General features: G+C 72.8%; 13 protein-coding genes and 1 pseudogene. 12 read left to right on the top strand and 2 right to left on the bottom strand.

Going from position 1 to position 15,588, the window contains the following annotated elements:
• Nucleotides 1–7 precede the first annotated feature (7 nt).
• The 9 genes from C8K30_RS24330 (at nt 8) to C8K30_RS24370 (ending at nt 9,790) form a co-directional block, all read left to right on the top strand.
• Nucleotides 8–925 (top strand): ABC transporter permease, encoded by a 918-nt coding sequence (locus C8K30_RS24330; protein WP_108495468.1) that lies wholly within the window; start codon nt 8–10, stop codon nt 923–925.
• On the top strand, nt 925–1,779 hold the full coding sequence (locus C8K30_RS24335; protein ID WP_108495469.1) for an ABC transporter permease: 855 nt from the start codon (nt 925–927) through the stop codon (nt 1,777–1,779). The genes C8K30_RS24330 and C8K30_RS24335 overlap by 1 nt, the downstream gene beginning before the upstream one ends.
• On the top strand, nt 1,772–3,265 hold the full coding sequence (locus C8K30_RS24340; RefSeq protein ID WP_108495470.1) for a mannitol dehydrogenase family protein: 1,494 nt from the start codon (nt 1,772–1,774) through the stop codon (nt 3,263–3,265). Before C8K30_RS24335 ends, C8K30_RS24340 begins: the two co-directional genes overlap by 8 nt.
• Before the next feature lie 194 nt (nt 3,266–3,459).
• A complete protein-coding gene (locus tag C8K30_RS24345) occupies nt 3,460–4,584 on the top strand; it encodes a Gfo/Idh/MocA family protein (RefSeq protein WP_108495471.1) in 1,125 nt (374 codons plus the stop codon).
• Nucleotides 4,581–5,528: a PmoA family protein gene (locus tag C8K30_RS24350; protein WP_108495472.1), complete on the top strand. Its 948-nt coding sequence runs from the start codon at nt 4,581–4,583 to the stop codon at nt 5,526–5,528. Before C8K30_RS24345 ends, C8K30_RS24350 begins: the two co-directional genes overlap by 4 nt.
• A 16-nt stretch (nt 5,529–5,544) precedes the next feature.
• Entirely contained in the window at nt 5,545–6,438 is an 894-nt protein-coding gene (locus C8K30_RS24355; RefSeq protein ID WP_108495473.1) for a cupin domain-containing protein, read from the top strand.
• A gap of 159 nt (nt 6,439–6,597) precedes the next feature.
• Nucleotides 6,598–7,917, top strand: a complete 1,320-nt coding sequence (locus C8K30_RS24360; RefSeq protein ID WP_108495474.1) for an ABC transporter substrate-binding protein — start codon at nt 6,598–6,600, stop codon at nt 7,915–7,917.
• Between the two features lie 2 nt (nt 7,918–7,919).
• Nucleotides 7,920–8,906, top strand: coding sequence for a carbohydrate ABC transporter permease (locus C8K30_RS24365; RefSeq protein ID WP_108495475.1), 987 nt, complete (start codon nt 7,920–7,922; stop codon nt 8,904–8,906).
• Nucleotides 8,903–9,790 carry a carbohydrate ABC transporter permease gene (locus tag C8K30_RS24370; RefSeq protein ID WP_108495476.1) on the top strand — a complete coding sequence of 296 codons (888 nt, stop codon included), beginning with the start codon at nt 8,903–8,905 and terminating at the stop codon, nt 9,788–9,790. Before C8K30_RS24365 ends, C8K30_RS24370 begins: the two co-directional genes overlap by 4 nt.
• 12 nt (nt 9,791–9,802) lie before the next feature.
• On the opposite strand, the gene C8K30_RS24375 is transcribed toward C8K30_RS24370, so the two are convergent.
• Nucleotides 9,803–11,869, bottom strand: a complete 2,067-nt coding sequence (locus tag C8K30_RS24375; protein WP_233257410.1) for a DUF2264 domain-containing protein — start codon at nt 11,867–11,869, stop codon at nt 9,803–9,805.
• Nucleotides 11,870–12,009: 140 nt separating this feature from the next.
• On the opposite strand from C8K30_RS24375, the gene C8K30_RS24380 reads away from it, so the two are divergent.
• From C8K30_RS24380 to C8K30_RS24390, 3 genes are all read left to right on the top strand, one after another.
• The gene (locus C8K30_RS24380) at nt 12,010–13,080 is read left to right on the top strand and encodes a LacI family DNA-binding transcriptional regulator (RefSeq protein ID WP_108495477.1); all 1,071 of its coding nucleotides are present in this window, start codon (nt 12,010–12,012) and stop codon (nt 13,078–13,080) included.
• A gap of 92 nt (nt 13,081–13,172) precedes the next feature.
• Nucleotides 13,173–14,462, top strand: coding sequence for an ABC transporter substrate-binding protein (locus C8K30_RS24385; RefSeq protein WP_233257411.1), 1,290 nt, complete (start codon nt 13,173–13,175; stop codon nt 14,460–14,462).
• A 98-nt stretch (nt 14,463–14,560) separates the two neighbouring features.
• Nucleotides 14,561–15,220, top strand: coding sequence for a Poxvirus protein I5 (locus tag C8K30_RS24390; protein WP_233257412.1), 660 nt, complete (start codon nt 14,561–14,563; stop codon nt 15,218–15,220).
• Nucleotides 15,221–15,487: 267 nt separating this feature from the next.
• Here the strand turns inward: C8K30_RS24390 and C8K30_RS24395 are convergent.
• Nucleotides 15,488–15,588: pseudogene (locus C8K30_RS24395) on the bottom strand (ABC transporter permease); the annotation flags it as partial.

Here is a 15,588-nt window from a genome sequence, read left to right on the forward strand (position 1 = left end):
TGGGGTCGTGAGGGGCGGGAGGCAGCGGGCTACCGCGAGCCTGCGGCACCGCCTGGCCGAGCGGGGTGTGGACCCGGCGCTGCTCCTGCTCGTGCCGGGGCTCGTGGTCGCGCTCGCGCTGTTCGTCTACCCGTTCTCCTACGGGATCGGGCTCACGATCCAGCCGACGGCCGCGATGCAGGAGCAGTGGGGCGGCGGGATCTTCGCGAACTACGTGGCGTTCTTCAGCGACCCGTTCGTGTTCGACTCCGTCGGAATCACCATGCGGCTCGCGCTCCCCGCGGCCCTGTTCAACGTGCTGGCGTCGGTCCCGGTGGCGATGGTGCTGCGGCACAGGTTTCGCGGCAAGCGGCTGCTGACGTCGCTGCTGGTGCTGCCGATCACCCTTGGCACCGTGCTTACCGCGCAGGGGCTGCTGATCTTCGCGGGGCGGCAGGGCTGGATCAACCGGACGCTGCTCGCGTCGGGCCTGATCGAGGAGCCGCTCCGGCTGGTGAACAACTACCTGGGCGTCATGTTCTCCCTGGTGATCACCGGCTTCCCGTTCGCGTTCCTGCTCATCTCGTCCTACCTGTCGGGCATCGACCCGTCGCTGGAGCAGGCCGCGAAGACGCTCGGCGCGGGCTGGTGGCAGCGGTTCCGGCGGATCGTCCTGCCCCTGCTCGCGCCAGGGCTCGCCACCACGTTCGTGCTGACCTTCGTGCTCGCGTTCTCGGTGTTCCCGTCGGCCCGGCTCGTCGGTGACGCCATGGGCGAGACCCGGGTCATGTCGCTCATGGCGTTCCGGGCGTTCGGGGAACAGAACGACTACGCGATGGCGTCCACCATCGCGCTGATGATGGGCGCGGTCGAGCTGATCGTCGTCGTGGCCGTGCTGGGCCTGCGCTCGCTGCTGTACCGCGGGACCACTGGAGGGAAGGGCTGATGGCCGCTTCAACGCTGGAGCGGCCGCTCGCCGCCCGGCCGTCCACCTGGTTCGTCTGGGCCGGCATGACCGCGTTCGGGGTGTTCCTGCTGGGGATCCTTGTCGCTGTGGTCGTCGACTCGTTCGGCCGCCAGTGGTTCGACACCTGGCTGCCCGACGGCCTGACCACCGAGCGCTACACCGAGGCCTGGGACCGGTTCGCGCTGGGCGAGGTCGTCGGCGTCACCGTCGGGGTGGCCGTGCTCGTCGTGGTGATCTCCATCGCCGTGGGCGTGCCCGCCGCGTACGTGCTGGCCCGCCGCGACTTCCCCGGCAAGCGCGCGATCATGCTGCTGTTCCTGCTGCCCGTGCTCATGCCGCCCATCACCTACGGCATCCCGCTCGCCACGGTCATGTACTCGTTCGGGCTCGGGCGCACGCTGACCGCCGTCGTGCTGGTCAACCTCGTGCCTTCCGTGCCCTTCGTGATCCTGACGATGACGCCGTTCATCGAGCAGATCAACCCGGCCATCGAGTCCGCCGCCCGGATGTGCGGGGCGCGGACGTGGCAGGTGTTCACGCGGATCCTCGCGCCGCTGCTCGTCCCAGGTATTCTCGCCGCGGCGATCCTCGTGCTCGTTCGGACAGTCGGGCTGTTCGAGCTGACCTTCCTCGTGTCGGGCCCTGGATCGGACACACTCGTCGTAGCCATCTACCGTGGCATGACGGCCGCCGGTGGCGGCGAGGCGAGGCAGCTCATCTCGGCCATGTCGGTGATCTACACCGCGACAATGCTCGTGATGCTCGTGGTGGCGCTGCGGTTCGTGAACCCGACGCAGCTAGTGGCACAGGTAAAGGAGACGCGCGATGACTGACGACCGCCTGCACCGGGACCGCCTCCCGGAGGGCATCGACGCCCCGGTGATGCCGACGGCGGTGGGCATCGTCCACCTCGGAATCGGTGCGTTCCACCGGGCGCACCAGGCCGTCTACACGGAGCGCGCGGCGATCGCGACCGGCGACACCTCCTGGGGGATCCTCGGCGTGACCCAGCGGTCCGCGAAGGTACGCGACCAGCTGCGCCCCCAGGGCGGGGTGTACGCGGTCCTCACCGCGGGCGAGCAGGAGTCTTCGATCGAGCTGATCGGGTCCGTGGTCGACGTCGCCTACCCCGCCGAGGAGACCGAGCGCGTGCTGGCGGCGCTCGCGGCGCCGTCGACCCATGTGGTCACGCTGACGATCACGGAGAAGGGCTATGCCCGGCGGCCCGGCGGGTCGCTCGACGCGGACGCGGTGGCCGGCGACCTGGCCGCGCTCCGTGCCGACCCCCAGGCCGCGGAGCCGGTCCGGCCGGCGACGTCGGCGATCGGGCTCCTTGTGCGCGGCCTCGCAGCGCGTGCCCCGTCCGGGGCGCCGATCACCGTCCTGACCTGCGACAACATGGTCGACAACGGCCGCGTGCTCGAGCGCCTCGTCCGAGAGGCCGCGGACGCGGGCCTTCCCGGGGCCGAGGGTGACGTCCTGCGCGGGTTCCTCGACGCGCACGTCACCTTCCCGTGCTCCATGGTCGACCGGATCGTGCCGGCGACCACCCCCGAGCAGCGCGACCAGGTCGGGCAGGCGCTCGGCGCGCGGGACGAGGGGCTCGTGGTGGGCGAGCCGTTCGCGCAGTGGGTGATCGAGGACCGGTTCGCCGGACCGCGCCCCGCGTGGGAGGCGGCCGGAGCGACGCTGACCAAGGACGTGGCGCCGTTCGAGCAGGCCAAGCTGCGGCTGCTCAACGGGACGCACTCGCTGGTCGCGTACGCGGGCTGGCTCGCGGGGCACGCCACGATCGCGGAGGCCGTGTCGGACCCGGCGATCGCCGAGCGGGCCCGGCAGTACCTGTTCGAGGACGCGCTGCCGACGCTCACCCCGCCCGACGGCCTGGACCTGCACCAGTACGGCGAGCAGATCCTGGCCCGGTTCGCCAACCCGCACACCGGGCACACCACGGTCCAGGTGGCGATGGACGGCACGCAGAAGATCCCGTTCCGGTGGGGCGGCGTCCTCGCGGACGCGCTGGCCGCGGGCTGGGAGCCCCTGGGTGTGGCGTTCGCCCTGGCCTCGTGGGCCCAGTTCGTCCGACGCCGGACGCTCGCCGGGGACGTCGTGGACGACCCGCGGGCGGCGGAGCTCGTCGAGCTGATCGGCGCCGCCGAGGTACCGGGCGGTGCCGACGGCCTGGGTGATGTCGAGGGGTTCGCCGGCGTCGAGGAGGACGTGCGGTCGCTGCTCGCCCTGCCGGGCCTGCTGCCCGCCGGAACCCCGGAGACGTTCGTGGACGCGGTGGCCGCCGAGATCGGCGCCGCCGCGCCCTGACGGCGGGCTGCGTTCGGTCCCATGCACCGCTCGACCAGCGCTGTCGACCCGGGCGGTCACCGCGGCGTCCCAAACCTTGGAAAGCCCTTTCCGCGACCCGCTCCCGTGGGTAAGGTCGCTCAGGATCGATTCGACCGGGGTAGCGTGTCGGCTCGATAGGGTGATCGATCACTCGTCGACGAGGACGGAGCAAGATGAGAGTCACGATCCTGGGCACGGGCGGCATCGCCGCGGCCCACGCAGGCGCGATCGCGCGCTTGTCGGCGCACGGGGTGGACGCCGTCCTGGCGCACGCCGTCGACATCGACCCGGCCCGGGCGGAAGAGTTCGCCAGGAGGCACGACGTCGCCACGCACGGGACCGAGCTGGACGACGTGCTCGCCGAGACGGACGTGCTGCACGTGTGCACACCGCCGGGCGCCCACGTGGACGCGGCGGTGGCCGCGCTCGAGGCGGGTGTGCACGTGGTGGTGGAGAAGCCCGCCACCCTCTCCCTCGCGGAGATCGACCGGATCGCGGAGGCCGAGGCCGGCTCGACCGCGAAGTTCACGCAGGTCGTGCAGCACCGGTTCGGGCACGGCGCCCGGCAGCTGCGCCGGCTGCTCGACGACGGTTCGCTGGGCCGCCCGCTCGTCGCCACCTGCGACACCCTGTGGTTCCGCGCGCCGGAGTACTTCGAGGTGCCGTGGCGCGGGCGGTGGGACACCGAGGGTGGCGGGCCCACGATGGGCCACGGCATCCACCAGTTCGACCTGCTGCTGGCGACCCTCGGCCCGTGGTCCGAGGTGACGGCGATGGCCGGGCGCCTCGCCCGGCACGTGGACACCGAGGACGTCTCGATGGCGATCGTCCGGTTCGAGAGCGGCGCGATGGCGACGCTCACCAACTCCCTGCTGTCCCCGCGGGAGACCTCTGACCTGCGGTTCGACACCGAGGCGGCGACCATCGAGCTGTCGCACCTGTACGGGTACTCCGACGCCGACTGGACCTTCACGCCCGCGGCCGGCCGGGACGACGTCGGGCGGCTGTGGCAGCCGGACCCCGAGGCCCTGCCCTCGGGCCACCTCGCCCAGCTCGTGCCGACCTACCGGGCGTTCGCCGCGGGCGAGGCACCGCCCGTCACCGTGGGTGACACGCGCGGCACGCTGGAGCTGGTCGCCGCGATCTACCGGTCCGCGTTCACCGGCTCGGTCGTACGGGCGGGCGAGATCGGGCCGGGGGACCCGTTCCACGAGTCCATGCGCGGCACGGGCCCGGAGTGGGCACCGGTCAAGGACCTGGACGCAGTGCAGGCCGCGGCCGAGGAGGGCGCACGATGACCATCCAGGTGCACGACGACGGAACCACCCTGACCTTCAGCCTCGCGGACGGCGGCGACCTCGCCACCTATGTGTACCGGCCGACGGACGTCCCGTACGAGAGCCCGCGGCCGTACTTCCACCCCCTGCGCACGCCCGGCGGGCGCGAGATCAGCGCGTACCGGCCGTGGGACCACGTGTGGCACAAGGGCCTGGTCTGGTCGCTGCCGTACGTCGGGCCGTACAACTTCTGGGGCGGCCCCACCTACGTACGCGCCGAGGCCGGCTACCGGGACCTCGGCAACGACGGCTCGATGGACCACGAGTCGTTCGTCGGCCCGGGCCCGGAGGGCGGCGCGTTCACAGAGGAGCTGGCCTGGCGCACCCCGCCGTCCGACGGCGAGCGTGGCACGGTGGTGGTGCGCGAGAAGCGCACCGTGACCGCCGCCGTCGTGCAGGACGACGCCTGGCTGCTGATCTGGGACACCGAGCTCACCAACGTGTCCGACGGCGCGCTCGACATCGGCAGCCCGACCACCAACGGCCGCGAGAACGCCGGGTACGGCGGGCTGTTCTGGCGCGGGCCGCGCTCCTTCACGGGCGGCACGGTCCTGGCGCCCGGGTTCGCGGGCGACGCCGAGGAGGTGCGCGGCGAGCGGTTCGACTGGATGGGCTTCGTGGGCCGGCACGACGGCGCCGCGCCGACCGCCGAGGGCGGCGCAGCCTCCTCGACGGTGGTGCTGGTCGACCCGGGGACCAACCCCGGCGGGACCCCCCAGTGGTTCGTGCGGTCGGTGCCGTTCGCCTGCATCTGCCCCGCGCCGTTCTTCAGCGAGGAGGTGCCGTTCCCGGCGGGCGAGACGCTCCGGTTCCGGTACGCGGTGCTCGTGGCCGACGGCGAGTCCGACCCCGAGCGGGGTGCCGCACTCGCGGAGCTGGGCCGCACGGCACTCGGCGCTGAGTGAACGGGCAGGGCGCAGCGTGACCGAAGCAACCAGCGACCCCGTGTTCCCCGGCGGGACGTCGGTGTCCCACCTGCGGGTTTACGACTGGCCCGCGCCCGACGCGCCCGGCGGCTCCGGCTCGCCGCACTTCCACACGGCCTCGACCGAGGCCTACGTGCCGCTCGCCGGCCGCGGCCGCGTGCAGACGCTCGGCCCGGCGGGCTTCGCGGAGCACGACCTCGTGCCCGGCCGGATCGTCTGGTTCAGCCCCGGCGTGATCCACCGCGCGGTGAACGACGGCGGCCTCGAGGTGCTCGTCGTGATGTCGAACGCGGGGCTGCCCGAGGCGGGGGACGCCGTGTTCACGTTCCCGCCCGAGGTGCTCGCGGATCCAGCGGCCTACCGGGTGGCGGCGACGCTGCCTAGTGCGTCGGGTGGTTCTGGTTCTGGTTCTGGTTCTGGTTCTGGCTCTGGCTCCGGCGTGGGAGCGGCCGCGGCGACGAGCGACGCGGCCGACCCTGCCGAGGTCGACCCTGCCCAGGCCGACCCTGCCGAGGACGACCCGGCCGTGGCCGCCGCCGCGCGCGCCCGGCGGGACCTGGCGCTCGCGGGGTTCCGCGTGCTCCGGGATGCGGTCGAGCGGGACGGGGCGTCGGCCCTGGACGGCCTGTACGCGGCGGCGGCCCAGGTGGTCGCCCCGCGGGCGGCGGGCTGGCGCGACGTGTGGACGGCGTCGGTGGGGCGCGCCTTCGCCGACACCGACGGGGCGCTGTCCGTGCTCGCCCCGGACGACGTCACGGATCCGGGGGCGGCGACGGCGGCCGTCGTCGGGCACCTGGGGAACGGGCGGGTCGCGGCACGCGACGCCGAGCCCGGGCCGCGGCGCTACGGGATGTGCGGCCGTCTGGAGGTCTGGTCGACCCGCGTCTGACGCGGGTGGCCGGGTCCTGGGGCCCAGGGTTGAAAATCGTTACCCATTCCTGGCTCCACCCCCTGGACATACAGGCCCATATCGGTATTGGATCGATTCAGCCCGGCCGTCGAAGAAGCTGCCGGCGCATCTGCACCAACCATGAGCAAGGAGGCTCACGTGGTTCGCACACGTACGAAGACGGCCGGCAAGATCGTTGCCCTCACGGCGGCCTCGGCCCTCGTCCTCTCGGCCTGCGGGGGCGGCGGGACCGCCTCGACCGAGGCCGCGCCGGTCGCCACCGACCGGGACATCGAGCTGTCCCTCGTCTGGTGGGGCGACGACGACCGCGCCTCCAGGTACGAGGAGGCCGTCGCGCTGTTCGAGGAGAAGCACCCGAACATCGACGTCCAGACCCAGTTCCAGGCGTGGGACGACTACTGGACCGCGCGCAGCACCGAGGCCGCCGGCCAGACCCTGCCCGACGTCCTCCAGATGGACCTCGCCTACATCAACCAGTACGCGTCGAACAACCAGCTGCTGGACCTCTCGAACCAGGTGGGAGTCAACCTGGAGACGGGGGACTTCGACGAGGCGGTGCTCGCCTCCGGCTCGGTCGACGGCGGGCAGTACGGCATCCCGACCAGCACCAACACCCTCGGGATGGTGCACAACGACGACCTTCTCGACGAGGTGGGCATCGACCCGCCGAAGGAGGGCCTGACCTGGGACGAGTACGACGCCTGGCTCCGTGAGGTCAGCGAGGCCGGGGCCGACAGCGACCCGCAGATCTACGGCGGCACCGACTACACCGGGGCTCTCTGGATGTTCATCCAGTGGCTGGTCCAGCAGGGCCGGACCGCGTTCGCGGAGGACGGCACGCCGGCCTTCGAGAAGGCGGACCTCGTCGCGTGGGCCGAGCGCACCCAGCCGCTGCGCGACGACGGCGTGTTCTTCCCGGTCGAGCGCTCGAAGCAGGTCGAGCCCCTCACGGGCCTGCAGGTGAACCAGGCCGCGACCGAGCTGGTCTGGGACAACATGATGGCCGGGTACGCGGCCGGCGCCGGCACCGAGAACCTCGACCTGCTGCCGCTGCCCACGGGCCCCGAGGGCTCGGCGCAGTTCTGGAAGCCGTCGATGCTGCTCTCGTCGTCCGCCACCACGCAGGAACCGGACGCCGCGGCCACGCTCATCGACTTCCTCGTGAACGACCCCGAGGTGGGCAAGATCTTCGGCACGTCGAAGGGCGTGCCCGCCGTGCCGGCCCAGAAGGACGCGATGGAGATCGACGACGGCTCGATCGACGACAAGATCGTCACCTACGAGGACGAGATGGCCGACCGGGTCACCGAGGACACGCCGCTCCCCGTCGAGGGCTACGGCGTGGTCGAGGCCGAGTTCAAGCGGCTGGGCGAGGAGCTCGCGTACGGCAACATCACGCCCGAGGAGTTCGCGGACCAGTGGTTCCAGAGCGCCGAATCGACCCTCGGCGGGGAGTGACCATGTCCGTGACCACTACCGAGCGCGGACGCTCGGCCGGGCGCGGCGGCGTGCGGGGGGCGGCGACGTCGTCCCCCGCACGGGGCGGGGCGGCCAAGCCGCCGCGCAGCCGGGCCGACACGCGAGCCGGATACGCGTTCCTGTCACCGTGGCTCCTGGGGTTCGTGCTGCTGACGGCCGGCCCGATGCTGATGTCGCTGTACCTCGCGTTCACGGACTACAACCTGTTCCGGGACCCGCAGTTCATCGGGATCGACAACTTCACCGCCCTGTTCGCCGACCCGCGGTTCCTGAAGTCGGCCCAGGTGACGGCCGTCTACGTGCTGGTGGGCGTGCCGGTCAAGCTCGCCGCCGCGCTCGCGGTGGCGGTCCTGCTCAACGCCAAGCACCGGGGCCAGGGCGCGTACCGCTCGATGTTCTACGCGCCGTCGCTCATCGGGGCCAGCGTCTCCGTGGCCATCGTGTGGCGCGCCATGTTCATCGACGACGGCATCGCCGACCAGGTCCAGCAGTTCTTCGGGCTACCGGCCGGCGGCTGGGTGGGCAATCCCGGCATGACCATGCCGATGATGATCCTGCTGGCCGTGTGGCAGTTCGGCGCCCCGATGGTGATCTTCCTGGCCGGGCTCAAGCAGATCCCGGCCGAGCTGCTCGAGGCGGCGGCCGTCGACGGCGCGGGACCGGTCCGCCGCTTCGTCGCGGTGACGCTGCCGATGCTGTCGCCCGTGCTGTTCTTCAACCTGCTGCTCGAGACGATCGGCGCGTTCCAGGTGTTCAGCTCCGCCTTCATCATCTCGGGCGGTACGGGCGGCCCGGCCGACTCGACCCTGTTCTACACGTTCTACCTCTACCTCAAGGGCTTCACGGAGTTCCGGATGGGGTACGCCTCGGCCATGGCCTGGGTGCTGGTGCTCGTGGTCGGGATCATCACGGCGATCCTGTTCCGCACCTCGCGTGCCTGGGTCCACTACACGGGAGACGTGCGATGACGACTGCGATGACAACTGTCAGTGCTGCCGCGAGCGCGACCGCGAGCAGGCGGAGGCGCACCAGGTCCGTCGTGTTCCACGTGCTCGTGCTCGCGATCGCCGCGGTGATCCTGTATCCGGGCGTGTGGATGGTGCTGAGCTCGTTCAAGCCGAGCGCCGACATCGTCGGCAACGTGAACCTGTGGCCCGAGACGTGGACGCTCGACAACTACACGGCGGCGTTCGGCGGGATCGGCGGGGTCTCGTTCTGGACGTTCGTGCTCAACTCGCTGATCCTCGCGGTCGGGTCGGTCGTCGGCATCGTCCTGTCGGCCACCGTGTCGGCCTACGCGTTCGCGCGGATCAGCTTTCCGGGGCGCGGGGTGTACTTCGCGGTGATGATCGGCACGATGCTGCTGCCGTTCCACGTGGTGATCATCCCGCAGTACATCCTGTTCAACTCCATGGGCATGGTGAACACGTTCGTGCCGCTGCTGGCCCCGAAGTTCCTGGCCACCGAGGCGTTCTTCGTGTTCCTCATGGTGCAGTTCCTGCGCGGGCTGCCGCGTGAGCTCGACGAGGCCGCGCGGATCGACGGGTGCGGGCACTGGGGGATCTTCCGGCTCGTGCTGCTCCCGCTGATGCGGCCCGCGGTGATCACCAGCGCGATCTTCGCGTTCATCTGGTCGTGGAACGACTTCCTCGGGCCACTGCTCTACCTCAAGCGGCCCGACACGTACCCGCTGCCGATCGCCCTCCGGCTGTACGTGGACCAGACGTCGGTGTCCGACTACGGCGCGCAGATGGCCATGGCCGTGCTCGCGCTCGTGCCGGTGCTGCTGTTCTTCGTGGTGTTCCAGCGGTACCTCGTCGACGGCGTCGCGACGCAGGGCCTCAAGGGCTGACCCGCGGCCGGGTCAGGGGACGGGGCCGGTGGGACCGTCGACGACGTCCACCTGCCCGTCCCGCCAGCGGACGGCGACGCGGGTGCGGTCGGCGTCGGGCAGCCTCGTCACCGACTCGACCGCGCCCAGGTCGAGCGGGGACGGGGCGCCCGACAGCACCACGAGCGCGGCACCTGCCTCGCCGGGTGCCAGGGCCCCGCTGCTGCGCAGCAGCGGGGTGTCCGACGCCGCCCCCAGCGGATCCGCTCCGTCCCGGCGCCGGGTGCCGGGCAGGGTCAGCCCGGTCAGACCCCGGACGAGCGAGGAGAGCCCGTCGCGCCGCACCACCCGCACCCAGTCGTCGCCGGTCTCGACGGTCAGGTCGTGCTCGTCCGGGGCAGCCAGCGCCCAGCCGCCGATCTGGAGGCGCCACGGGCCGACGTCGCACGGCCACGCCGCGGCGCCGTCGTCGCTCGTGCCGACGCCGTCCCCGTCGCCGATCCCTGGCCCGGCCGGGCCGCCCAACCGGCCGTCGAGGGCGTCCGCGAGGTACCAGGCGATGCGGACCTCGAACCGGCCGCGCACCACCGAGGCGGTGACCAGACGGGGCCCGCGGCGCATCGACGCCCAGGTCGCGGCGGCGCCGTCGGCCGAGGAGCCCGGGAGGCCGAGCCAGTGCACCCGCGACCACGACGCGGCGACGTGATCGCCCAGGGCGAGCCGGTCGACGCCGTCGCGGTGGGACGGCACCCCGTCGGCGTCGAGCAGCGCGACGTGCGACTCGACGGGGGCGGCGATCGCGTCCTGCGAGAGCTGCGGCGAGACCAGGTTGGCGTAGGCGGCCCTGCGGTAGAACGGGTCGTCCGCCCGCGGTTCCGCGGCGTGCTCCAGCAGGCGGTCCGACCCGTGGTTGACGATGCGGACGAGGCCGTCCTCGGGTGTCGCGGAGACGAGCCAGCCCGGCGCGCGCAGCGGTACGACGGCGGTGTCGCGCCAGGCGGTGGGCGGTTCGGGGTCCGCCGTCCACACGGCGTGGTCGGGCGGCAGCAGCAGCCCGAGGAACCCCTTGCTCGCCCAGTACGGCGACGCCGCCCCGGTGTACAGCTGGCGGATCCGGTCGTAGCGGCGGTGCCAGCCGACCGGGAGGAGCCCGCGCTCGTCGATCGAGCCGGAGGCCGTGAAGTGCTCGGCGACGGCGGCGGTCAGCGCGCGGGTCTGGCCCGGGGCGAGCGGCGTGGCCCCCGTCAGGGCGCCCGCCCAGAACGGGGCGAGCAGCCCGAGCCGGTAGGTGGCCGAGCGGCCCTGCAGGAGCGGCGCGCCCGTGGCGCCCACGAGGTGCTGGGCCTGGTCGAGGTAGGCGCGCAGGCGGCCGGCGTGCCGCTCGGGCAGCGGCCGGCCCTGGATCCGCGCGTGCAGCACCGGGTAGAAGTGCCAGGCCCAGCCCGCGTACCAGTCGAAGGACTGGCGCCGGCCGTCCCGGCCGTGCCCGTCCGAGTACCAGCCGTCGCCCACGTACAGCCGCTCCTGGAGCTCGTCGTTGCGGTCGAGGTCGGCCTGGTCCCACGGGCCGCCGACCGAGGCGAGGAACTCCTCGACGACGTTCTGGAACCAGATCCAGTTGTTGCGGTAGCCCGCGGTGCCGACGATCCCGGCCAGCCAGTCGACGGTGCGCTCGCGCGTCCCGTCGTCGAGCCGGTCCCAGAGCCACTGCCGCGTCTCGGAAAGGGCGACGGCGACGGAAGCGGCCTCGACGACGGCCTGACGCCGCTCGTCGATCCGGGGCCACCGCTCGGCATCGGCCGGGTCGGTGCCGTGCCGCAGCCCCTCGGCGTAGCGCTCCAGGAGTCCGGCTGGGTCGCCGCCGTTCTCGCCGCGCACGCGGAACGCGGCCAGCAGGAAGGTGCGGGCGTAGCCCTCGAGGCCGTCGCTCCACGCGCCCGAGGCGCTGACCGGGCCGGGCAGCCGGACGAGCGCCCGGCCGGGGGACGCATGGTCCGCCGTCGCGTCGAGCAGCCGGTCGGCGGTGGACAGCCAGTGGTCGCGGGTCCAGCGCTGGGCGGGTCGGAGGGTGGCGTGGGCAGCGGCGTCGGTACTCGTCACCGCGGGAGTCTCACCGACCGAGGCGCGCGGTGCGTCCGATCGAACAATTCCGGTCAGGTCCCGACCAGGACGGCGGGCCTGTCCCGCTACAGTGCGCCGGCGCGCACGACCACGGCGGGACGGGGAGGGAGAAGGTGAGCATGCAGCTGCCACGAGCCCGGCACGAGTACCTGCTGCGGGAGGTCGAGCTGCGCGGGAGCCTGCGGTCCGCCGAGGTAGCGGAACGGCTCGGCGTCTCCGAGGTCACCATCCGCCGCGACATCATGGCGCTGGACCGGTCGGGCAAGCTGGCCCGCGTGCACGGCGGCGCGATAGCGCTCCGTTCGTCGCGGGGCCCCGAGGCGGCGCGAGTCCTGGTCGGGGTGGTCGTGCCGAGCACCAGCTCCCACTTTCCCCAGCTCGTGCGCGGCATGGAGTCCCTGGCCCCGGCGGTCCGGGCCCGGCTGGTGCTCGGGGTGTCGCACTACCGCCCCGAGGTGGAGGAATCGCAGGTCGCGCGCATGGTCGCCCTGGGCGCGGCGGGCATCGCCATCGCCCCGACCACCCGGGGCCGGGAGCCCGCGGACCTCGCCGCGTGGGCGTGCGCCATCCCCGTGCCGGTGGTGCTGGTGGAACGCCGCATCGACGGGATGACGAGGCTCAGCGAGCTGGACCTGGCCCGGACCGACCTGACGCACGGCGCGGTGGTCGCCGTCGAGCACCTCGCGGGGCTCGGCCACGACCGCATAGCGCTCGCCGTGTACGACCGGACGCCGACCGCCCCGTACGTCCGCGAGGGCTACCGGCAGGCGGTAGACCGGCTCGGCCTCGGGGCCGCGCCGACGGCGTCGCTGCCCAAGGGCGAGGACGACCCCGCCGCGCTGGAGCGCGCCGTCGGCCGGCTGCTGGACGAGTGCGCCCAGGCTGGGGTGCGGGCCGTCATCGTGCACACGGACCACCACGCGGCGCGGTTCGTGGAGGCGGCGCTGGACCGCGGGCTGCGCGTACCCGACGACCTCGCCATCGTCGCGTACGACGACGAGAACGCCGAGCTCGCCGCCGTGCCCCTGACCGCAGTCACGCCGCCGCGCTGGGAGCTGGGGCGGGAGGCGCTCCGCCTCCTCGTCGACCGGATCGCCGAGCCGGACGGCGACCGGCGTCCGCCGCGCCACGTCGACCTCCTGCCGCGCCTCACGATCCGGGAGTCGTGCGGCGGCGCGCCGCGCACCTGACCGTTCTTGTCCGTTTTTGACGGTTCCCCGCGCCGGGCGGGCAGCATTCTGGCGTGCGCGGAGGCGCAGACGGCTGAGCAAGGAGGCTCACGATGAAACGAACGGACGCACGCAGCGCCCGGACCCTGATCGCCGCGGCGGCTGTGCTGCCGCTGGTCGTGGCGGGATGTTCGGCTGGCGGCACCGGCGGCGAGGGCGACACCGTCGTCCTCGACTTCGCCTGGTGGGGCGACACGACGCGCGCCGAACGGTACGAGGAGGCCGTGGCGCTCTTCGAGGAGCAGAACCCCGGCGTGGAGGTCCGTACCAACTTCGCCGCCTGGGGCGACTACTGGAGCGCCCGGAACACGGAGGCCGCGAGCGGCAGCCTGCCCGACGTCATCCAGATGGACGTCGCCTACCTGGCCGAGTACGGGACGGCCGGGCGCGTCGCCCCGCTCGACGAGCACATCGGCGCGGAGATCGACACCTCGGCGCTGCCCGAGGGCCTGGTCGAGTCCACGCAGCTGGACGGGCAGACCTACGCGATCCCGACCAGCACCAACACGCTCGCGACGATAGTGAACACGGACCTGCTCGCCGACCTCGGCGTCGAGGCCCCGGAGGGCGACCTCACCTGGGACGAGTACGACGCGTTCCTGGCCGACGTCGCGCAGGCGGGCGCCGGCCAGGACCCGGTGGTGCACGGCTCCGTGGACTACACCCAGATCCTCTGGCTGTTCCAGATCTGGCTCGGGCAGCAGGGCAAGACCCTGTTCGCGGACGGGTCGCTCGGCTTCACCGAGGAGGACCTGGCGCAGTGGTGGGGCCGCGCGGCCCCGCTGCACGAGGACGGGACCTTCCTGCCCGCCGAGCGGCTCGACCAGCTCGAAGGCGTCGACGCCATGGGGGTGCTGGAGACGGCGTCCGAGATCAGCTGGGACAACTTCCTGGTCCGGTTCAGCGAGGGCGCCGACGGCGCGAACCTCACGATGCTGCCCCCGCCGGCGGACGACCCGGAGCAGCGCGGCCTGTTCCTCAAGCCGTCGCTGATGCTCTCCATGGCCGCCGGGTCGGAGCATCCCGAGGAGGCGGCGGCCCTCATCGACTTCATCACCAACGACCCCCAGGTCGGCGAGATCTTCGGCATCTCGCGCGGTGTCCCGGCGTCGTCGACCGCGCTGGAGGGCTTCGAGCCCGAGGGTCTGGACGCGCAGGTGGTGGACTACGAGGCCGGGCTCGAGCCCTACCTCACGAGCGCGGCACCGCCGCCCGTCGCCGGGTTCGGCACCGTCGAGGCCGCCTTCGTGCGGATCGACGGCGACCTGGCGCACGGCGCCCTCACCCTGGACGAGGCGGTGGAGCAGTTCTTCGCGGAGGCGGAGTCGGCGCTCGCGGGATAGCGGTCCGGGTCGTCCTGTAGGGTCGGATTTGTATCGTTTCGAGGGCGGCGGCGCGGTGCGGATGCCGTGCGCCGTCCGACACAGGAGCCGGGGTCCCCGTGAACTCTCAGGAGCAGGCCGACGAGCCCGACTCGCAGCCGGCCCGCGGCCGTGCGGCCGGCGAAGGACGGTTCGCCCTGCTCGGGGAGACGCTCCTGACCGGCCTCCTCGTGCTCGCCGGGAGCTTGCCCGTGGTGACGCTCCCGGCGGCGCTCGCCGCCGGCGCCGCGCACCTGCGGCGGCACCTGGGCGGGTATGACACCTCGGTCCGCGGCTTCGGCCGGGACTGGCTGGCGGCCGCTTGCAGCCTCTGGGCGCTGGGTGCGCTCCTGCCGGTGGCCGCGGTCGCCGTGTTCGTCAACACCGGGCTGACGGCGACGGGAGCGCTCCCGGGTGCGTCGGTCGTCCGGTGGGTGACGTGGGCGGCCGCGGCCTACGCCGCGGTGGTGCTGGTGCGCGCCGCTGCGGCGTGGTCCGACGACGATCCGGCGCCGGGCACGGAGACTGCCCCGGGGGGCGTGTGGCGGGTGCTGTCCCGCGGGGCCGAGCGTACCGGCGACGACCTGACCGGATCGGCGCTGCTGTTCGCCGCTCTGGCGATGTGCGTGGTGCTCGTGTGGATGCTCCCGCCCCTCGTGCTGGTGACGGGCGGTCTGCTCAGCCTGGCGGCGGTCGCCGTCGAGACGCGGCGGGTGCGCCGGTTGGGGGACGCGCCCTAGCGGGTCTGGTGGCTGAGTCGTGTTGGCCGGGCCTGGTGCCTCCGGGAAGAGACTCCGCGGGTGGGCTGTGTTGCTGACCGTAGACACCGTCGACTCACAGCAACACATCGTGTGGCGTAGCCGTTTCTGCGGGCCCGCCGGCGCAGGCTCGACGCTGCGCGCAAGCCAAGACAAGGAAGAAGCCGACTTTTGAGCCGTCGGCCCGGTCGAGAACGCCGAACGGCCCGCCTGCGGTGGTGCTACCGGCGGGCCTCGCTCGATGCTCGGTCAGGAGATCTTGCGGCGGTAGGTGGTCATGGCGAAGGCGTAGGCGATGGCGAGGATGCCGACGCACCAGGCCAGGGCGATCCAGATGTCGGTGCCGACGG

Source organism: Promicromonospora sp. AC04 (assembly GCF_003058225.1).
Classification (GTDB): domain Bacteria; phylum Actinomycetota; class Actinomycetes; order Actinomycetales; family Cellulomonadaceae; genus Promicromonospora.